General features: G+C 36.3%; 11 protein-coding genes. 6 read left to right on the top strand and 5 right to left on the bottom strand.

Annotation, left to right across the window (positions count from 1 at the left end; genetic code table 11):
* Positions 1 to 223 precede the first annotated feature (223 nt).
* On the bottom strand, positions 224 to 535 hold the full coding sequence (locus tag DRF65_RS08870; RefSeq protein WP_228438588.1) for a helix-turn-helix domain-containing protein: 312 nt from the start codon (positions 533 to 535) through the stop codon (positions 224 to 226).
* Positions 536 to 715: 180 nt separating this feature from the next.
* On the opposite strand from DRF65_RS08870, the gene ccoN reads away from it, so the two are divergent.
* From ccoN to DRF65_RS08845, 5 genes are all read left to right on the top strand, one after another.
* The gene (gene ccoN / locus DRF65_RS08865) at positions 716 to 2,995 is read left to right on the top strand and encodes a cytochrome-c oxidase, cbb3-type subunit I (RefSeq protein ID WP_115970436.1); all 2,280 of its coding nucleotides are present in this window, start codon (positions 716 to 718) and stop codon (positions 2,993 to 2,995) included.
* 18 nt (positions 2,996 to 3,013) lie between these two features.
* On the top strand, positions 3,014 to 3,901 hold the full coding sequence (locus tag DRF65_RS08860) for a cbb3-type cytochrome c oxidase N-terminal domain-containing protein (RefSeq protein WP_115970405.1): 888 nt from the start codon (positions 3,014 to 3,016) through the stop codon (positions 3,899 to 3,901).
* A 294-nt stretch (positions 3,902 to 4,195) separates the two neighbouring features.
* Positions 4,196 to 9,223 carry a translocation/assembly module TamB domain-containing protein gene (locus DRF65_RS08855; RefSeq protein WP_115970404.1) on the top strand — a complete coding sequence of 1,676 codons (5,028 nt, stop codon included), beginning with the start codon at positions 4,196 to 4,198 and terminating at the stop codon, positions 9,221 to 9,223.
* Positions 9,223 to 11,550 carry a translocation and assembly module lipoprotein TamL gene (gene tamL / locus DRF65_RS08850; protein ID WP_115970403.1) on the top strand — a complete coding sequence of 776 codons (2,328 nt, stop codon included), beginning with the start codon at positions 9,223 to 9,225 and terminating at the stop codon, positions 11,548 to 11,550. The genes DRF65_RS08855 and tamL overlap by 1 nt, the downstream gene beginning before the upstream one ends.
* 1 nt (position 11,551) lies before the next feature.
* A complete protein-coding gene (locus DRF65_RS08845) occupies positions 11,552 to 12,487 on the top strand; it encodes a YihY/virulence factor BrkB family protein (protein WP_115970402.1) in 936 nt (311 codons plus the stop codon).
* A 127-nt stretch (positions 12,488 to 12,614) separates the two neighbouring features.
* Here DRF65_RS08845 and argS read toward each other — a convergent pair whose 3' ends face one another.
* Positions 12,615 to 14,375 (bottom strand): arginine--tRNA ligase, encoded by a 1,761-nt coding sequence (gene argS, locus DRF65_RS08840; protein WP_115970401.1) that lies wholly within the window; start codon positions 14,373 to 14,375, stop codon positions 12,615 to 12,617.
* A gap of 163 nt (positions 14,376 to 14,538) precedes the next feature.
* On the opposite strand from argS, the gene DRF65_RS28415 reads away from it, so the two are divergent.
* Positions 14,539 to 14,694, top strand: a complete 156-nt coding sequence (locus tag DRF65_RS28415) for a hypothetical protein (protein ID WP_164464442.1) — start codon at positions 14,539 to 14,541, stop codon at positions 14,692 to 14,694.
* Positions 14,695 to 14,787: 93 nt separating this feature from the next.
* Here the strand turns inward: DRF65_RS28415 and DRF65_RS08835 are convergent, their stop codons facing one another.
* The 3 genes from DRF65_RS08835 to DRF65_RS08825 form a co-directional block, all read right to left on the bottom strand.
* The gene (locus tag DRF65_RS08835) at positions 14,788 to 16,356 is read right to left on the bottom strand and encodes a SusD/RagB family nutrient-binding outer membrane lipoprotein (protein ID WP_115970400.1); all 1,569 of its coding nucleotides are present in this window, start codon (positions 16,354 to 16,356) and stop codon (positions 14,788 to 14,790) included.
* Between the two features lie 6 nt (positions 16,357 to 16,362).
* Positions 16,363 to 19,293, bottom strand: a complete 2,931-nt coding sequence (locus DRF65_RS08830; RefSeq protein ID WP_115970399.1) for a SusC/RagA family TonB-linked outer membrane protein — start codon at positions 19,291 to 19,293, stop codon at positions 16,363 to 16,365.
* A gap of 620 nt (positions 19,294 to 19,913) precedes the next feature.
* Positions 19,914 to 21,593, bottom strand: a complete 1,680-nt coding sequence (locus DRF65_RS08825; protein ID WP_115970398.1) for a SusD/RagB family nutrient-binding outer membrane lipoprotein — start codon at positions 21,591 to 21,593, stop codon at positions 19,914 to 19,916.
* Positions 21,594 to 21,603 lie beyond the last annotated feature (10 nt).

Here is a 21,603-nt window from a genome sequence, read left to right as displayed (position 1 = left end):
ATACAATCCGGCAGGCTTTTAAGAATTTCATTAAAAAATAGTTAGTAAAACATATGCAATATTACGTTTTTACATTCAAAACAAACACAACAAACACATATTTATTAACCATAATTTAATATAGTTAAAAATACAATATATTCAAAATAAAAACCTTGATCAATGAAATCAAGGTTTTTTACTTTAAACTATTATAGATTTTTATTTAATCTAGAATTGAGAATTACTTTTTATTTTCCAAATACTCATCCGGAACCGGGATATTATTCTTTTTCATATACTCCAGCAGTCCCTGGTATTTATCTTCATAATCATCATCTATTCCACATTTGTGAGAGATGCTGCAAATATCGGAAGGCTTGATCTCTAAAATATCTGAGATTTTAGTCAGGATTTCCAAGTTAATCTTCACCTTGGAATTCTCAATATCGGAATATGCCTTTTGGGAAATCCCCATTTCAAAAGCCATATACTCTTGCGTAAAATCTTTACTCCTACGGATTTTCCTAATATTTTGTCCACATATTTTCATCATTTCTGTTTTAGTAGTTTTCGGTATATTTTAGAAGATTATCTATTAGCCTCCAACAAAGTTAATAAATACCTTTGGCAAAACATTATACACGTTACATGATATTTACTTTTAACATAGAAAACGGCGAAAAATAAACCCTTTTCAGAGCAAATATCACCTCGGTAAACACTATTGGAATTTATGGAGACGCAAAAATTTAATTATGACAATAATATTGTCAGAGCATTCCTCTATGCAACAATCGCATTCGGACTTGTCGGATTTCTGCTGGGACTTACTGCCGCATTGATGCTTTTTTATCCTGAATTACCTGAATTTTTATTCGGTACAGATGATACAACTATTAAAAGTTTAGCTTCGGGCAACATTCAGGGATTAATTAATACTCAGGGAGCGATGGGCTTCGGAAGAATCAGAATGCTTCACACCAGTGCTGTAATTTTTGCCTTCGTATGTAATTCCTTCTTCTGTGGTGCTTACTATAGCATGCAGCGATTACTGAAAACAAGAATGTATAGTGATACCCTCTCATGGATTCACTTCTGGTCATGGCAGTTTATGATTGTTGCCGTAGTGATTACATTCTTAATGGGAATCAACACTTCAAAAGAATATGCTGAACATGAATGGCCTATTGATATATTAATTGCCTTCTCATGGATTGTATTCGGAATCAATATGTTCGGAACTATTGCCAAAAGAAGAGTAAGACATTTATATGTAGCGATCTGGTTCTATCTGGCCACATGGATTGCCGTAGCCATGCTTCACATCTTCAATAACTTGGAAGTTCCGTTATCTTTCACAAGCTGGAAATCTTATTCTGTATACTCAGGTGTAAAAGATGCATTAGTACAATGGTGGTATGGTCATAATGCAGTAGCATTCGTATTAACAACCCCTGTACTGGGTCTTATGTATTACTTTATGCCAAAAGCAGCTCAGCGACCGGTATTCTCATACAAATTATCCATTATTCACTTCTGGTCGCTGATCTTTGTATACCTTTGGGCCGGTCCTCACCATCTGCAATATACAGCATTACCAGCTTGGGCACAGGCTGTAGGAACCGGTTTCTCTATCATGTTGATTGCTCCATCTTGGGGAGGAATGCTGAATGGTCTTCTTACGTTAAGAGGAGCCTGGGATAAAGTAAGAGAAAATCCGATCCTTAAATTCTTTGTGGTAGCCATTACCTGTTATGGGATGGCCACTTTCGAAGGACCTTTATTAGCAACCAAATCTTTAAATAAAATTGGACACTATACTGACTGGGTTATCGGTCACGTACACTTAGGAGCTCTTGGATGGAATGGTTTCATGGCATTCGGGGTGGTATATTACCTGGTTCCGATCATGTGGAGAACAAAACTTTGGTCTGTAAAACTTGCCAACTGGCACTTCTGGCTGGGAACATTAGGAATTATCTTCTATGCCGTGCCGATGTATATTGCAGGGTTCACACAGGGATTGATGTGGAAACAGTTCAACCCGGATGGAACCTTATTATGGAAAAACTGGCTGGACACTGTTACAGCGATCATTCCTTACTTTAAAATGAGATTCTTAGGAGGGTTATTTTATCTTTCAGGAGCTATTTTAATGGTGATCAACGTTATCAAAACTATTAAAGTAGGTTCATTCCAGAAAAATGTTCCGGCAGAAGCACCTGCATTAGCTAATATCGGGGGAACAAGAAAAGAAGGTGAAGGCGTACACCTTTGGTTAGAAAGAACGCCTACCCTACTTTCTATCCTGGCCTTCATTACCATAGCTATCGGTGGGCTTGTGGAAATCGTTCCAACCTTATCACTGAAGCAAAGTGTTCCAACAATCACTGCGGTGAAACCATACACCCCCTTAGAGCTTGAAGGAAGAGATTTATATATCCGTGAAGGATGTAACTCCTGTCACTCTCAGATGATCCGACCTTTCCGTGATGAAGTAGTAAGGTTTGAAGGAAAGAACGGACAATACTCTAAAGCTGGAGAATTCATCTACGACAGACCCTTCCTTTGGGGCTCTAAGAGAACAGGACCGGATCTTCACAGAGAAGGAGGCAGAAACCCGGATTCATGGCACTTTAAGCACATGTACAACCCAAGAATTACTTCTGCAGGTTCTATTATGCCACGTTTCCCCTGGCTGATTACCAACAAACTGGACCGTACTCAGATGGTGGATAAAATGAAACTAATGAAAAATACATTTGATGTTCCTTACACCAAAGCTCAGATTGATTCTGCTAACCAATGGGCAGACAACCAGTCAAAAGCTATTGTACAAAGAATTTATTCAGAAGCTACTGACGTAAAAGATCAGATGACTAAAGAAAAAACAGCAAAAGGAGGAGCTTATGTACCGCTTGAACAAAGAGAAATTGTAGCAATGATCGCCTACCTGCAAAGATTAGGTACAGATATTAAAACAACACAGATCCAAACCGCAAGTGCTGAGTAATCATTAAAAATTGATGTAATGAAAACGAGAACCCCAATTTCAATATATATCGCAACAACAATCGGCTTAACGATCATGGCCTTTGAAATGTTCGCCAGTGATTCAGGATATTTTTCCTCACCCTTTTTCTGGGCACTGATATTGATTGCGATTATCCTTCTGATGATTATGAACTCCATTGGAGACATGATTGAAAATGAAAGTTTCAGCAGACTATCAGAGGAAGAGAAAAAACAATATCTTGAGGAAAAGAGTGTTCCTTATTATCAGAAACTTTGGAACTCTGCCTTCAAAAAGCAGTCTGCTACCGAAGAAAAAGATATTCTGATTGACCATGGTTTCGATGGAATTACAGAGCTTGATAACTCTCTTCCCAAATGGTGGATAGGACTGTTCTGGTTTGGATGTATCTTTTGTGTAGTGTATCTGATGGCCTTTTCATTCACAGATTATGCCCATCCGGAAGCTGAATACACCAAAGAAGTCAAAACGATGCTGGCGTCCATCGCAGAATATGAGAAAACTGCTCCACAGATTAATCTGGAAAGTGCAAAATACAGTGCAGATAATATAGCAGAAGGTCAGGAATTATTCAAAACCAATTGTGTAACCTGCCACGGAGATGGAGGAAAAGGAGGAATTGGTCCTAACCTTACCGATACTCACTGGATTAATATCAAAGAAAAAAGTTTATTTAAAAATGTTTTCTGGATGCTTGAAAATGGTTCTCCAAACAATCCTACCATGAGACCTTTCATCAAGGATGGAACCATTACCGGAAGAGATGCTGAAAAAATTGCAGCCTATATTTATCATATCAATCAGGAAACTGCTCCTATTACACAAGCTCAAGGTGGGGCAGCTCCACAGGGAGAGGATGTAAAATGGGAAAACGGAAACAACTAGAAAATTTATTATCTCAATTCATATAAACCATGCCAAGCCCCCTTTGCAACTACACTAACATTTGAATTTTCATTTTTGCTAACCTTTTCAACATTAAAAAAATGATTTAAAGGGGGCTTTTTAAAAAATAAAATCCACACCTTGGCTCGTCTTACTCAACTATTCACTTGACAACTACACAACTAAAAATTCCATAATAAGGCAGCCAAGGCAGGATTTTTGCATTCATAAGGGATACCACAACAAAGACTGAATAAAATAGTATTATTATCTTTGTTAGAAACCTTCTCACTTTTGAAACTGAAAATCAACACTACCAAACTACTAAGGCGTACTGCAATAACCTTTATTTCAATATTGGTTTTGCTTACCCTGTTGATCCTAAGCTTAAGACTTCCAGCCGTTCAAAACTTCATCAAAGACAGATTGATTGTTTACCTGGAGAAAAAAATTAAAACCAAAGTAAGCCTGGAAAGAGTCTATATTGGATTTCCCAACAGTCTTGTCATGGAAAATCTCTATCTCAAAGGGCAGGATGTAGATACTCTATTAGCTGTAAAAAAACTTGATGTAGGCTTACAGATGCTGAAGCTTATCAACTCTACAGCGGACATTACCTCTGTAGATATGGAAGGAGCCCGCGCCAATGTTGTAAGAAAACCGGATGGCAAATTCAATTTTGATTATATCATAGATGCTTTTGCAACCACTGATAAAGAAGAAAGCTCTTCCAAACCCTTCATTATTTCTCTTGATAAAATCAATTTAAAAGATGTTGGGGTTACCTTCAATGATCAACAATCGAAGAATGACATTAATCTTTATTTTAAATCTTTTGATACCAGAGTAAAGAAATTCGATCTCAATAAAAATGCCTACGCGGTCAATGATATTAATCTTGATGGATTAAAATTAAAACTCAAGCAAGGTATTGTAGAAGAAGTTTCTAAAAAGGTGGAGAAAAAAGTAGACTCCCTTAATGAGAAAAAGCCGATGAATATTGGCTTAAGAGGAATCAAACTTACTCACTTCAATATTGACTATGGTGATGAAAATACCAAGACATACGCTAAAGTTCTATTTAAAGAACTAAGTACGAAGGTCAATAAACTTGATCTTGAGAATAATGCTTTCAACATTGGTAATGTATTCCTTTCCGGAGCTGATATCAATGCCAACCTTTATCTTCCGGCTCAAAATGCCAATCCGAAAAATAAAAAAGAACCTGAAGTTTCAAAAGCTTCCGAAAAGGATAAAGCGATGAATCTTCTGTTAGGAAAGCTGGTTTTAAATGATGTAAAAGTTGCCTATAACAACACCGCCATTGCTCCAACCAAACAAGGTATAGATTTCAATCACCTGAATTTCTCTAAAATGAATGTTGAGGTGAGAAGTTTCAAAATGGAGAACAATACTTTTGCAGGAACGGTTAATTCCGCAGAAATTCAGGAAGCAAGAGGCTTGGATATCCAGAAATTCAATACAGATTTTGTCTATGCTGAAAAAGAAGCTTATCTGAAGAGTTTATACCTGCAAACTCCAAAAACAGTGTTGCGTGATGAGGTTATTTTAAATTATAATTCCATTGACGAACTGTCTTCAAATTTAGGGGCTGTGAAAATTTCCGCCAATATCAAAGATTCAAAAATCGGGTTTTCTGATATTTTAAACCTTGTTCCTACTTTAAAAAATACAGTTCCTTTTAATAAATATCCAAACGCTGTTCTGAATGTCAACGCGAATGTAAAAGGAAGTGTAAATGATCTTTTCATCCAGGATCTAAAAGTTACTGGGTTGGATCAATTGAGAGTGAATGCATCCGGAAGAGTTAAAAATGCAATGAATCCCGATCAGTTGTATTACGATCTGAGAATCGGAGAATTTTCTTCTAATGCTCAAACGATTTTCAATTTAGTTCCAAAGAATACCATTCCATCGAATATATCCCTTCCTTCCAACTTCAGTGTTAAAGGAAGTGCAAAAGGAACGACAAAAATGGTCAATACAGACCTCAACCTCTACTCTACCCTTGGAAATGCAGCCATTGTTGCCAATGTGGATATGCGTAGAAAAAATCATGAATTATATGATGTGAAAGCCAATCTTCAGGGAATACAGGTTGGAAAGATCATCCAGAATAAAGATATTGGTCCTGTCACAGCTCAAATTTCTGCTAAAGGAGAGAGTTTTGATTTCAAAAATGCCAATGCCAATGTAAAAGGACATCTTGCTTCTGCCACTTACAAAGGCTACCGCTATCAGAACATGGACTTAACCGGTAAGATCAATAAAGGGGCTTACCATGTTGTTTTAAATTCAAAAGATCCTAACGCCAGCTTATTGCTAACCGCTTCAGGAGTCTATGATGAAAAAAATCCAACCGTTAAGGTCAATGGTGAGGTTATCAAACTGGATGTCAACAAACTTGGTTTCTATGAAAAACCAATGATTCTTGCCGGAAAAATAGATGGTGATTTTACCAGCCTTGATCCGAATAATCTGAACGGTTATTTAAACCTTAAAGATTTCGCTTTTTCTGATACCAAAGAAGTGTATCCGGTACAGGAAGTGAATCTGAAAACTTTATCTACTAAAGATTCTACACAGATTATTTTCAATTCTCAGATTGCAGATGTTGAACTGAAAGGAAAATACAAACTTACACAGATTTTCGGTGCCTTAACCCAAACTATTAATCAGTATTATCAGTTCCAGAAACCGGATAAGTCTCAAAAAATTGATCCAGGCCAGCATTTCAACTTTACTGCAAAGATTAAGAATGATGATCTGATCAGAAAATTTGTTCCGGATCTGAAAAGTTTTGAAACTATTAATTTGGCAGGAAACTATGATGCCGATTCTCAAAAAATTGAAATTGATGGCCAGATTCCTCAATTGCTGTATGGTGAAAATACGATTGAAAAAGGAACATTAAAAGTCACTAATGAAAATCAGGCATTACAATACAGCCTGAATGTTGCCGCTTTAAAAAGTTCGAGCTTTTCATTGAAAAAAATCAATATTGATGGGGATGTTGCTGACAATACGATCAACTACAATATCACCACAAAAGATGATAAAGACGCCACTCAATTCCTGATTGCCGGAAATGCAAAATCATTGAATGACATTACAGAGGTTTCCCTGAATCCAAATGGTTTAAAACTAAATTATGCGGATTGGAACGTGGCTGAGAACAATAAAATTCAGATCAGCAAAAAAGGAATTTTAGCGGATAATTTCAGATTAAGTAATGGTGGAAGCGAGATTTCCATTCAGTCGGAAAGTGAAATCCCAAGTAGCCCTTTGAACATAGCCTTAAAAGATTTTAAAATCGAAACTGTAACAGAATTGATTAAAAAAGATACGGTTCTGGCCAGAGGAACAATTAACGGAACAGCCCAGCTTAGAGATATAATGAAAGATATGACTTTCACCTCTGATCTAAATGTTTCCAATCTTATTGTCTATGGAAGTCCTGTCGGAAACCTGGCAGTAAAAGTAAATAATTCTTCACCGAAACTTTTAAATGCTGACATTGCCCTTTCCGGAAACAATAATGATGTAAGAATTCTTGGAGATTACAATACTGCTTCAAGTTCTTTTGACCTGAATATGGCCATCAACCAACTTCAGATGAAGAGTATTCAAGGGTTCTCTATGAATGCAATTACCAATACGGAAGGCTACCTTTCCGGGAACCTGAAAATTACCGGAACAACAGATCAGCCGAATATTCTCGGAAAAGTAAAATTCAATGATGCAGGACTGGAAATTGCAAAAACAGGAAGTGATTTCAGAAAACTGAATGATGAAATTGATTTTACCAACCGTGGTATAGAATTTAATAAATTTAAAATCAAAGATAAGGACGGGAATGCTTTGATTGTAGATGGGCAAGTTCTTACTCAAACCTATAGAGATTTTGCATTCAACCTTAATGTCAACGCAAAAGACTTCAAAGTGGTTAACTCACAGAAATCAAACGATGCCATGATGTATGGTATTCTTGCGATTGATGCCGGTCTCCGTATCCGAGGAAATCTGGATTTACCAAAAGTAGATGGAAGACTGAGTGTTGCAGATAATACAGATTTCACGTTTGTTCTTCCTCAATCTAATCCTTCTTTACAGGAAAGAGATGGCATTGTAGAATTTGTGGATCAGGATCAGGTAGTTTTAAATAAAACAATCAAGACAGATTCGCTGGATGCTCAAAGCCGCATCAAAGGAATGGATGTCAGCGTTAATATTGAAGTAAGCAAAGAAGCAAAACTATCCATTGTCATAGATAAAGCCAACGGGGATTTCGTCCAGCTTCAGGGAGAAGCTGAATTAACGGGGGGTATTGATCCTTCAGGAAAAACTACATTGGTAGGAGTTTATGAAGTGAACAAAGGAAGCTATGATCTTTCAGTGAGTTTCCTGAAGCGTAAGTTTGATATCCAGAAAGGAAGCACCATAACCTGGACAGGAGAACCAACGACAGCGATCATGGATATTACGGCGGTATATAAAACTGAAGCTGCTCCCATTGATCTTGTAGAACAGCAGATTGGTAATGAAAGTGCCTCCATCATGAATCAGTATAAGCAGAGAATACCTTTCAATACACTGTTAAAAATGAAAGGCGAATTACTGAAACCACAACTGACTTTCGATATTACTACAGAAGAGAAAAACAATGCTGTATCATCCAATGTAAAGGATGTCATTGATCAGAAACTGGCTCAGCTTAGAACCCAGGAATCTGAATTGAATAAACAAGTATTTGCACTGCTGCTTCTGAATCGTTTCATCGGGGAAAATCCGTTTGAAAGCGGCGCAGGAATGTCTGCTGAAACAATGGCAAGACAGAGTGTAAGTAAAATTCTTTCTCAACAGTTAAACAATCTGGCATCCGGACTGATCAAAGGAGTAGATCTTAATTTTGGATTGGATTCTTCGGAAGATTATTCCACCGGACAGAAAAATACCAGAACTGATCTCAATGTGGATATCAGCAAAAAATTACTGAATGACAGGCTGAAAGTAACGGTAGGAAGTAACTTCGGATTGGAAGGGCAAGCCCGTCAGAATGAAAGCATGACGAATATTGCAGGAAATGTTTCTGTAGATTACAGCCTTTCCAAAGATGGAAGGTATATGTTGCGGGCTTATCGTAAGGATGAATATCAGGTAGCTCTTCAGGGGCAGATCATAGAAACCGGAGTTGGATTTATCATCACGCTGGATTATGACAAGTTCCGAGAGATTTTCCAGAAATCCAAAGAGAAAAAGCCTAAAAAGAATCAAAACAATCAAGTTGTAGAATTTAAATAATGAATAATACATTTCATACATATTGTAAATATCTGTTCGTTTCCGGAATTGCTTCGGCTGTAGTTTCCTGTAGTAACACCAGGTTTTTGAAAGAAAACCAGATGCTTTATACAGGTGCTGAAGTAAAGATTGAAAATGACACTATTTCCAAAAAAGAAAAAAAGGACCTTCAGGCTGCATTGGAAGCCAATCTTACTCCTAAACCGAATTCTACATTTTTAGGAATGCGCCCTAAGCTCTATTTCTACAATATTGCCAAAGAACCTAAAAAAGATAAAGGCTTCAATTACTGGCTTAAATATAAAATGGGGGAAAAACCTGTATTATTAGGGGATGTAGACCGCGAATTCAATAAAGACATTATTGAGAATTACTCTGAAAACAAAGGCTATTTCAATGCCAGAGCTACATATGATACGGTTTCAAAAAATAAAAAGGCGAAAGTAATTTATACCTTAAAGCCCGGCGCCAGGTATTTGGTTGATGGGGTGAAGTTTCAGAAAGATTCTACTCTTGTTAATCAGGAAATTCAGAATGTTGCCGGGAAGACGCTTCTTAAAAACGGAAGACCATTTGATCTGGATGTTATTAAAGCAGAAAGGGAAAGAATTGATAATAATTTAAAGGAAAGAGGATTTTATTATTTCCATCCGGATAATATCATTGTACAGGCAGACAGTACAGTCAACAAAAATCATAAAGTTGAGCTGAATGTAAAACTAAAAGAGAACACTCCGGCTCTGTCTACCCAACAATTCAGTATTGATAAGGTAATTGTATTCCCTAACTATAATATTCAGGATGTAAAAGCAGGAAAATACAGTGTTCCGATGAACAGTGATTCTCTGAGCAAGTATGCATTTGATGATATTTATGTGATTGATCCGCAGCACAAATTCAAGCCGAAGATCTTCGACAGAGCTTTATATTTTAAAAAAGGGGATCTTTACAACCGTTCCAATCACAATCTTACCCTGAACCGACTAATCAGTTTAGGAGTATTCAAATTTGTGAAAAATGAATTTGTAACTTCGGATTCTTTGAGTCATAAGTTTGATGCATATTATTTATTGACTCCCAGACAGATTCAATCTTTAAGGCTTGAAGCCTTGGGAAGAACCAATTCTGCCAACTATGCAGGGAGTGAACTTAATCTGAACTGGACCCATAGAAATTTCTTCAGGGGAGCAGAACAATTTAAAGCATCTATCTATGGAGCTTTTGATTTCCAGATGGGAGGTGCTCAGGATGCGAATAATATTTTCCGTGCAGGAACCAATGTTCAGCTTTCCATTCCGAGAATTGTAGCTCCGTTCCGTTTTCATTCTTCCAGTGAGTTTGTTCCGAGAACGAATATTACATTGGGATATGAATTCCAGAACAGGACAAAATATTACACGCTTAATAATTTCACCGCTTCATTCGGATATTTATGGAAGGAAAATGCCAGAAAAGAACATGAGCTGAAAGTAATTGATATCACCCTGGTATCTCCGGAAAAAGTTACTGCAGAATATGAAGCCAACTCTGCTGATAATCCGGCAATGAAGAGAATTGTTGCAAAGCAGCTTATCTTTGGTCCTACCTATTCTTATACTTACACCAATACCATGCTGCCAAAAAAGAATACCTTTTATTATAAAGGAACCCTTGATCTGGCAGGAAATATCACAGGCCTGGTTACCGGAGCTAACGTAAAAGAAGATAAGGAAAAAAAGATCTTCGGAATTCCTTTCAGCCAATATGCTAAAATTGAAAATGATTTCAGGTTTTACCATAAATTCACTGAAAAATCCTCATTGGCTACAAGACTTATTGCCGGAATTGCTTATCCATATGGAAACTCAGAATTTGTTCCTTTCTCCAAGCAGTTTTTCTCGGGAGGTAGTAACAGCATCAGAGCCTTCCGTGCGAGAACATTAGGACCTGGAAGCTTTGACCCAAGAACGATAAAGCCAGGAACTTATTTCGACCAATCCGGTGATATTAAGCTGGAATTAAATGCAGAATACCGCGCTAATTTATATAAATTTTTAAATGCTGCAGTCTTTGTAGATGCGGGAAATATCTGGTTACTGAATAGTGATTCCCTAAGACCAGGTGCTAAGTTTTCAAAAGACTTTCTGAATGAAATTGCTGTAGGAGCTGGGGTTGGTCTAAGGCTGGATTTTTCTATATTAGTGTTAAGGCTGGATTTAGCCATGCCATTGAGAGTACCTTATTATGAAAAGGGAGACAGATGGGCCTTCGACAAAATCAATTTCGGAGATTCAAGCTGGAGGAAAGACAATCTTGTATTAAATATTGCCATCGGATATCCTTTTTAGTATGATCAATAATATTAAATTTTTCTGGGAAGTTTTAAAAGAAACCTTTACTGAATGGAACAGTTCTTCTGCGTCCAAAGATTCAGCGAGCCTGGCTTATTATGCCATATTTTCCATCCCGGGATTATTAATCATTATCATCTGGGTGCTGGGAAATTTTTTTGGTGAAGAAGCCATCCGGGGACAGATCAGTACTCAAATCAGTGGAATTATGGGGCCTGATGTAGCCAAAAGTATAGAAGGAATGCTCGCCGGAGCTCTAATTGACAAAAAGAATATCTTTATGAAAGCCATAGGAGTAGGAGCATTGGTTTTTGGTTCCACTACCCTATTCTTTCAGCTTCAGCATACATTGAATTCCCTTTGGGATGTAGAATCTGCCCCTAAAAAAGCTCTGCTTAAGTTTTTACTGGATAGAGCCAACTCTTTGGGAATGATTCTTATTCTTGGCTTCCTGCTTATGATTACAATGGTTCTATCTTCATTAATCAGTCTTTTCAATACAATCATCACCCAGTATTTTGGATTCGAAACCTATCTTCTTGTTGAGGTTGTTAATTTTTCAATCGGGTTTGGGCTTGTCATGCTTTTATTTGCCCTAATGTTTAAAGTGCTCCCGGATGTGCAGATCACCTGGAAATCTGTTTGGAGAGGAGCTTTTTTAACAACTGCCTTATTTACCCTGGGAAAATTTTTACTGAGTCTTTATTTCAACCAGGTTAAACCTACTTCAGCATTTGGAGCTGCCGGAACGGTAATCCTTATTATGATGTGGATTAACTATTCCTGTATGCTCATATTTTTCGGGGCCAAATTCACTAAAGTATACACCTACAAAAAGGGCTATAAAGTAATATTGTCAAAACATGCCCGATGGAGTGCCGCGAAGCTATATGCAGATAGTCTGAAACAGATGCATGAGGAGAAAAGTGAATGACGGTATTGGGTAATGCAGTTCGTATTCTTAAAATTCCGTCTATCTTATTATTTCATGCAGCTTCTAAATTAGAATTTACAGATTATTAGTATAAAAAAAGCCTCCTGAAGTTCAGGAGGCTTACTTTTTACATTCTGTTTACTGTTCCGATTCCCAGCAATTCCAACGATTTTTTGATCGTTTTTGCTGTAAGGTCTGATAGATTCAGACGGAACTGTTTCATATTTTCATCATCCTGATTCAGGATCGGATTATTCTGGTAAAATGAGTTATAAGATTTTACAAGATCATATACATAGTTTGCTACTAAAGCAGGACTTAATGTTTCTGCTGATTTAGCCACTACTGTTTTAAAGTTGGCCAATTGCATTATCAGCTCTTTCTCAAACTGATTCAATACCACATCAGCCGTTTCTCTATAGGCAAACTCTGCCTTCGATAACAATGACTGAATACGAGCGTAAGTATATTGAATAAACGGCCCTGTATTTCCATTAAAGTCTATACTTTCAGCAGGATTGAAGAGCATTTTCTTCTTAGGATCCACTTTCAGCATGAAATACTTCAGTGCTCCAAGACCAACTGTTTCATACGATGTTTCTTTATCCTCATCAGAAAGATTTTCCAACTTCCCTAGTTCCTGTGCTTTAGATTTTGCTGTTTCATACATTTCCTGCATTAAGTCATCAGCATCTACAACAGTTCCTTCACGGGATTTCATTTTACCTTCCGGTAATTCAACCATTCCGTAAGAAAGGTGGAATAGCTGATCTGCCCATTCGTATCCTAATTTCTTAAGAATTTTAAATAAAACCTGGAAGTGGTAATCCTGTTCATTACCTACCGTATAGATAAGCTTCTGGATATCGTTTTGTTTAAAACGTTCTACAGCCGTTCCTAAATCCTGGGTCATATAAACTGAAGTACCATCAGAACGTAGTAATAGCTTTTGGTCTAATCCTTCATCTGTAAGGTCACACCAAACTGAACCATCTTCTTTTTGGTATAGGACTCCTTTATCTAATCCAGCCTGGATAAGATCTTTTCCTAAAATATAGGTATTGCTTTCATACTGAACCTGATCAAAGTCAACGCCTAATCTTTTATAAGTATCATTGAAGCCTTTGTACACCCAAGAATTCATTTCTGCCCAAAGATTTCTTACCGTTTCATCGCCATTTTCCCAATCCAGAAGCATCTTTTGAGCTTCTTTTATGATAGGAGCATCTTTTTTAGCCTGTTCTTCTCCTATTCCCTGGCCTACAAGTTCAGAAATTTCTTTCTTATAGTTTTTGTCAAATTCTACATAGTAGTTTCCAACAAATTTATCTCCTTTGGTATTCGTTGCTTCAGGAGTTTCTCCGTTCCCGAATTTCTCCCAAGCCAACATTGATTTACAGATATGAATTCCTCTGTCATTGATGATCTGGGTTTTGATCACATCGTAACCAGCCTCTTTAAGAATCTGAGCTACAGAGAACCCTAACAGGTTATTTCTGATATGCCCTAAGTGCAGAGGTTTGTTGGTATTAGGTGAAGAATATTCTACCATTACAGTAGCATTTTTCTTATCTATTGTTGAAAAACCATTATGAACAGATCTGAAGTTATCTACAAACAGTTGGTTTTTAACTTTAACATTAAGGAATCCTTTAACAACATTAAAGCTTTCAAAAAGATCTGTCTGCTCCGTTAAAGCTTCTCCTAATTCAACTCCAATACTTTCAGGATTCTTCTTCAATTGTTTTACCAACGGAAAGGTAACGATGGTAAAGTCACCTTCAAATTCCGTTTTATTTTCCTGAATTTCCAGATTGATGTCTTTTAACTGATATACATTTAAAATGACCTCTGAAAGTTTTTGTTCTATAATATCTTTAATATTCATCTCAAAATTTAAAGTACAAATTTAGTGAAATAAAAAAGACAAGTCTATAATGCAAGTGAAGACATTCAATTATTTGATGTATTTTTGAATAATTACCCTGAAAACCAAAGTCTTGTCTATATTTTTCATATATTTATTATTACTAATTAAACAAAATTTTATTATGAAAAATCTAAAAAAATTCACAAAAACAGATCTTAAAAAAATTACTGCCGGAAATGCTCCTTGCTGCGAACCATGGGGAAGATGCCCTGATGGCTACAAACAATGCCAGGAATGGGGAGCCTGCGTACCGAAATCTGTAAATTGTGGTGGATAAAAAAAGAGGTCTTAAAGACCTCTTTTTTATATACATAGATATGAAATAAAAAAACCGCCCGAAGGCGGTATAATATGAATGTTGTTAAGTGTATTAATTTTTATCCCAAATTAATTTGGTATCCATTTTATCTCCTCCAATAGAAGCAGAAGCAGCTTGATAATTCGCTGAATTTAATGTCTGCACGGTAGTTGGATAGAAAATTCTGGTTGGTACATCTGTTAAACCAGCAATAAGCGAGGTAAAGGTATAAGTAGTTTGCCCTGTTGCAGATGGCTTATTAAGATTAGCTGTTTGCCCAGGCTTTAACAATGTATTCGGGTATCCAGTTCTTCTATATTCTGACCAGGCTTCATTAGGCTGCATGAATAATGCAATATACTTTTGCGTCATTACATTAGCCATACTAGCTGCAGGAAGTGCACTTACGAATGTGTTGATTTTAGCAGCATCAATTCCCCATCTTTGCATAGAAGCTCTCACTCCTTTTTCGTAATGATCTTGTGCCCAGCCATTCGCTTCTGATAATAAAAACTCTACTTCTGCATATTCCATGAATATTTCGGTAGCGCCAGGTTTTAGAATATTTTTACCAAAGTAACTTGTTGTACCCGCCTGACTTGATGTCAATGTAGATGGCACACCATAAGGCATTCCCTGGATTTGGCTAATATCTGTAGCTTCAGTCATTGTACCTGCTCTGATATCACTTGCGGACACAGTTATTGGAGCTGCATATTTAAAAATTCTAGGATCTACCCCAAAAACTCCAGACTCTCCTTTAAGCAACTGAACAAAAGGTTTTGAAACAGCAAAATCAGATCTGTCAATGTAAGTTGAAAAGAATGGTGATGGATTAACCAGGTTGCTTTCATAAGTTAAGCCCACAGTATCCTCATTAGAGGTCATTACTCCTGAAGCGATAGCATCTGCAATATGTGCCTCTGCTCCCGGAACAACTCCTTTTACCCGGGTTGCAATTCTCAATCTTAATGAGTTTGCAAATTTCTTAAGCTTAGCAGGACTTTTAAACAATTGATCACCTTCAGAGAAAACGGTTGTTGTAGAAAGATCAAGCATTTCTGAAGCTTCCTTAAGCTCTTTTAAGACATCTGTATATACTTTTTGCTGTGTAGCAAATTTAGGCTGTAATGTTGCATCAACATTTAATGCCTGGAAATCAGCATCTTTATTACCATAAGACCAATAAGGAATATCTCCAAAAGCATCTGCTAAGTTAGCGAACACATAAGATAACATAATTCTTGCTGCTGCAATCTGGTTTTCATTAGTTCCATAGGCAAGCATCTTAACTTTAGTAGCCGGATCGGTATTATAATCAATAATTTTCTTATAATCCTGTGCTACGTAGTAGCTTCTTGCCCACAATTGAGTTCCCGTAGTAAGTCTGTACTGATATCTGTCCTCTTCAGTATATTGTCTTTGAGCAGAATACTGAACAAATGGTAACATCATTCTTCCTGATACCCACCCATCTCTTGTATAGTCCATATATTCTTTATTCCCACTATTGAATAATCCGGTCGGCAGAGGATTCTCTGTAGAATTCGGATTGACATCAATTTCATCTAGTTTATCTGAACAGCTGTTAAGCGCTAAAGATAAACCTGCTACTGCTATTATTGAAAATATTTTTTTCATTGTAATTTAAAATTTAAAATTCACATTAACTCCGTACATCCTTGTAGATGGTAAAGAACCACCTTCTAACCCTTGAATATTACCTGATCCATAAGAAGTATTTTCCGGATCAACTCCCTTGAAGGCAAGATTCCAAGCAAAAAGGTTTCTTGCAAATGCAGATACTCTGATACCTTGAATAGAATTACCTATAAATGATTTTGGTAAATCATAAGATAAAGTAATATCTCTTAGCTTAATGTAACTTGCATCAAAAACATTCTGTGCATCAACAGTGTTATAATATGATTTTCCCCATGTTGGAGCATCTAACAGAATATCGTTAGGAGCACCATTTTCTTTAACACCCGGAAGAATCATACCAGCTTCTCTGTTTCCTCCAAGAGCTGTTTCTTCAAGCATACCATTATTCATTCCCCACATATGAGTTGTTGAGAAATATTTACCACCCTGTTGAACATCAATCAGGAATGATAGTCCAAAACTTTTATATTTGAATGAGTTTCTGAATCCCATATTGTAATCAGGAAGTATTGAACCTAAAGACTTAATTTCGGATGCCTTATAAACACCATTTTCATTTACTACCTTATTTCCATTGGCATCATATACAAAATCAGTTCCCAGGATTGTACCGTATGAATATCCAACCTGAGCAGCCAACTGTACTCTGAACGGAGCATTAGTCAGGATATAATTTTCAAGAGTTCCCTGTAATTCTACAAGCTTGTTTCTGTTTCTCGTAAAGTTCCATGTAAAATCCCAAGAGAAGTCATCAGTTCTTATAGGAGTAATATTTACCATCGCTTCGATACCTTTGTTGGTCATCTCTCCGGCATTGATTCTTCTGTTTCCAAATCCGGTTGCAGGATCAATTGGTAATGGAAGGATCAGGTCAGTACTTTTCACATCATAATAAGTAACATCAAATCCAATTCTATTTTTAAAGAAGTTCATTTCTAAACCAATTTCCTTAGTAGTCTTGACCTCAGGTTTAAGGTTTGGCTCTCCTTTAATAACAGGCATAGAATAAGTAGGGCTTCCCCAGAATGAATTCCCTATAGTTGCAAAAGTTCCTCTGATAAAAGGATCAGAACCTCCTGCAATTCTTGACCATCCTGCTCTCACCTTTCCAAAAGAGATCCAGTCTGCTTTAAGAACTTTGGAGAACACAAAGCTACCTGTTACGGAAGGATAGAACTGATCTTCATTTAGCATGGAGAACCAGTCATTTCTACCTGTAGCCTCTAAGAATAAGAAATCTTTATACCCCAAAGAAACTGACGCAAATAAACTGCGTACCCCCAAGTGATAAGATGCATTGCTTGCTTTTGGAACTTCTCTACTGTTAGATAAGTTATATAAATTAGGAATAATTAATCCCCCAACAGATTTACCTTCCATGATATCCCACTTACGGTCCATAATGTTAAATCCTGCAAAGGTATTTAAACTGAAATCTCCGAAATTATCATTATAGTGTAGTCTTCCTTCATAGTTGAATTCAGAGTTATTACTTTTTCTAACGTTATACTGAGATTGTGCAGCCGATCCAATAGCTACTCTCGAAGTGATGGTTTGTGAATAGGTATCTCCATATACTTTACCGGAAACATATACTTTCTTAGAGAAATTATATGTTAACCCAGCATTTCCATAAAATCTATGTCTGTTATCATCTGAAGTATTTTCATAGATAGTCCAGTAAGGGTTGTCAGAGAAATTAGGAGTACCATCATCCCATGATGTTCTGTTCCATGATCTTTGCATTCCATTTGATGGTAATTTATAACGTTGAAGTTCTGCAAAATCAAGCTGTCTCTGTCCCCACTGATAAAACTTCTGTGCTACCGAATTATCTCCATACCCTTGTTCAGGTCTGTTGAAACCTGCAGTATGAACATAGTTAAAGAGTGCGTCAGCTTTTAAGTTGTCAGATAATTTAGAGCTCACATTTAAGCTGAAATTATCTTTCTTAATTTCTGAATTTGGTACAATACCGTTAATTTTTGTATTGGTATAAGATAATCTTACATTCGTATTTTCGAATGATTTAGCAACAGAAATGTTATTGGTATAAGTCGTTCCAACTCTAAAGAAGTCATCAACATCTTTTCTAGGAGCAACCCATTGTTTCAGCTTCATATATTGGTCAGGAAACTCAGGATCAAAAGAATCCCAGCCTAAATAGTATAAATTCGGGTCATATTTAGGGCCCCAGCTTTCATCTGTTCCAAATTCAGGAAGATTGTAAGTTACCCCATCAATTTTCTGAGTTTGCAGAGCCAATTCTGAACCACCTCCATATAAGTTTTGTAATTTTGGTCTTATGTAGATAGATTCAAAAGCAACACCGGTATTGAACTGAACTTCTGTTCTTCCTTTCTTGGCTGATTTTGTAGTATAAATAATAGCACCATTTCCAGCTCTATATCCGTATAAGGCAGCGGCCGGTCCTCCTTTTAAAACTGTTACACTTTCAATATCATCAGGGTTGATATCAAATGTAGCATCACCATAATCTCTACCTCCAGCTCCTCTTTGAGTATCCTCATTGTTAACGTTTGAGTTATCCAGAGGAACTCCGTCAACTACAATTAACGGACGGTTTTCACCAGTTACAGAACTGATCCCCCTCATTGTAATTCTTGTAGACCCCCCCATAGAAGATGGAGCAGTAACCTGAACCCCCGCAACATTTCCTGATAATGCACTTACAGCATTCGTCTGCCCTGCATCAGAAATAAGGTCCCCTTTGATTTCTTGAGATGCGTATCCAAGAGCTTTTTTTTCTCTCTTAATACCGAGTGCTGTCACCACTACACCCTCAATTTCCTTAGTCTGTGTAGCAGTATCGTTTTTCTTCTGCTGTGCATTTACAACTGCAACAGATGAAGACAAAACCACAACAAGTAGACTCGTAGTTAGTTTCTTCATATCAAATTAATTTTATATCCGTACAAATTTGTAAAACTTTCTTAAAAGCACAAAGGAAAATTCAAAAAAAATAACAATATTTTAAATATTCAAAAAATTAACAAACAATAAATTATTAAAATACGTTAAAATCATTCTTTTTAACGAAAATTAAAAAAAAATTAATTACTATTTTTCCATATATACCAATTAGATAATTCATTGATATTCTCTATATATAAAATCAACAAAATAACATTTAAAACACTGTATTACAATACAATAAACCAATTTAAAAAAAATAAAATTAATACTTACCACAAACAAACAATGTTATGCATATCTTTTTTTTTATTTAAAATTTTGTTAAAAACGTCGTGCAAACAATAAAAAAAGACTTAGTACAAATAAATTAAAAAAACAAAAGCATACATGAAACCCTTTTAAAAAAAACAGATTTATTTTTTTAAAATCGGGATATTTTACAGAATTTTATAAAAATAAAATTTTACACCCACACCCATATAGCGGTATTTTTTTCATAGTCCAATAAACATTTTTATGAAGATCATTTCCCCTAATGAATCAAAAAAGGCTACCCAAAAGGGCAGCCTTCAAAAAATATATTAAAATTTATAGAATTAGTTCTGATTCCAGAATGGAGTTGCTGCATTCTTAGTAAATACCTGAGAAGTTGTTAAGTTAGGTACATTCAGTGAGTTTGTAGCATATTCCGAACTAGGATAAAATAACCTATATGGTCTATTAGGCATTGTACTGGTTACTGCCATTGGTGTTATAGGATATCCCGTTCTATTATATTCAATAAACATCTCAGCACCATTAACGTTAGTTAGAACTAACCATTTTTGAGTCATGATTGCTTCAATTTTTTGGTTAAATGTGCCAGCTCCTAATCCTAAACCAGGAACTGATGCAATAGCTACTTTATATGCATCTACAGCCACTTTATCAGCACCTAACCACTTACGGGAAGCATCAATAGCATTATTAAAGTGATCTTCCGCTCCTGAAAATATTGCAGGATATCTTAAAGCAGCCTCGGCTTGTAATAATTCACTTTCAGCAATAGACATCACCATTCCACCTCTTGCATTACCTGCTGTAATAAGCTGGCCTACAGTAGTTACCGCAGTAGAACCCGCAAAATTACCTGTTCCTAATTTAGATAAAGTTTTATTATCAGTTGGTGCTCCAGGCTGTCCTGAATTTGCTCCTTGACGTATTCCTTTTACTTGTGCAACTCCATTATACGTTACAGATGAGAACATTCTAAATCTTCTAGGATCAACGATTCCGTTAAATTTTGTATAATAAGACTCTGTGGAATTCATAAGGTTACCATTCAAACAATTAGCTAAATGCTCAGAAGCTGTAAGGTTACTATACAATTGAACTGATGAACCTGAAGATGTAGCCCTATATGAACTGATAAACGGATTCATTTTATCATTATTTCCATTAGAATAGCCTGGATTATTAAGAACATTATCTGTAATATCAAGCAAATCTGTAGTTTTTGTATCCTTAATAAATGTTGCACCTGCCAATGTAGCTAATTTTTGATCTCTATATGTTGCCATTTCGCCAGTAACATTAGACATTCTCAGAAGCATTCTCAATTTAATTGTATTTGAAAAAGCTTTCCACTTATTCATATCCCCTTTAAAAATAGGATCCGTAGCTGCAGCAGCTTTATTGGGCATATTATTATCAATTAAAGCATTTGCTGCTTCCAATTCTCCTATTAAAGCTTTGTAAATCTCTTTATCGTCATCATATTTAGGAGACGTATTTGCTGAACGAAGAAAAGCTTCTTTATAAGGAGCATCTCCATACAAATCGACTATATACTGCATATAAAAAGCTTTAACAACCTTAGCAATTGCAACATAGTTATCCTGAGAATGATCCGCGTTAGGATAATCTTCTACCAACTTTAGGTTAGCTGCATATAAATAAATTCTTCCCCAAATACCAGAATAAAATCCACTATTTACAGAACCTAGTGTATACTCAGAACCGAATATTCCTCCAAAATTATGAACATCTGTAGCCCAGCTATTCATCATTACATTCCCTAAAGTCATCATTGATGATAAACGTGATCCTCCAGGCTCACTCCCTTCCGTCATGAATAACTCATTAATAGCACCCGGAAGCACCAAAGCTGGTGTTACACTTTCAATATGTCCAGCATTTGGACTTTCATTAATATCTAAATAATCACTACATGATAAGACACTTAAACTTAATGCCGCTAAAGGTAATATTAATTTGATTTTATTTATTTTTTTCATTTCTTGATTT

Origin of the sequence: Chryseobacterium pennae, from assembly GCF_003385515.1 — a bacterium.
Classification (GTDB): domain Bacteria; phylum Bacteroidota; class Bacteroidia; order Flavobacteriales; family Weeksellaceae; genus Chryseobacterium; species Chryseobacterium pennae.
The sequence above is the reverse complement of the archived record's forward strand: the minus strand, read 5'-3'. Positions and strand labels throughout refer to the sequence as shown.

Bases quoted from the DNA above. Each gene is read 5' to 3' on its own strand.
- DRF65_RS08870 (WP_228438588.1), bottom strand. From the start codon at position 535: ATGATGAAAATATGTGGACAAAATATTAGGAAAATCCGTAGGAGTAAA.
- ccoN (WP_115970436.1), top strand. From the start codon at position 716: ATGGAGACGCAAAAATTTAATTATGACAATAATATTGTCAGAGCATTC.
- DRF65_RS08860 (WP_115970405.1), top strand. From the start codon at position 3,014: ATGAAAACGAGAACCCCAATTTCAATATATATCGCAACAACAATCGGC.
- tamL (WP_115970403.1), top strand. From the start codon at position 9,223: ATGAATAATACATTTCATACATATTGTAAATATCTGTTCGTTTCCGGA.
- DRF65_RS08845 (WP_115970402.1), top strand. From the start codon at position 11,552: ATGATCAATAATATTAAATTTTTCTGGGAAGTTTTAAAAGAAACCTTT.
- argS (WP_115970401.1), bottom strand. From the start codon at position 14,375: ATGAATATTAAAGATATTATAGAACAAAAACTTTCAGAGGTCATTTTA.
- DRF65_RS28415 (WP_164464442.1), top strand. From the start codon at position 14,539: ATGAAAAATCTAAAAAAATTCACAAAAACAGATCTTAAAAAAATTACT.
- DRF65_RS08835 (WP_115970400.1), bottom strand. From the start codon at position 16,356: ATGAAAAAAATATTTTCAATAATAGCAGTAGCAGGTTTATCTTTAGCG.
- DRF65_RS08830 (WP_115970399.1), bottom strand. From the start codon at position 19,293: ATGAAGAAACTAACTACGAGTCTACTTGTTGTGGTTTTGTCTTCATCT.
- DRF65_RS08825 (WP_115970398.1), bottom strand. From the start codon at position 21,593: ATGAAAAAAATAAATAAAATCAAATTAATATTACCTTTAGCGGCATTA.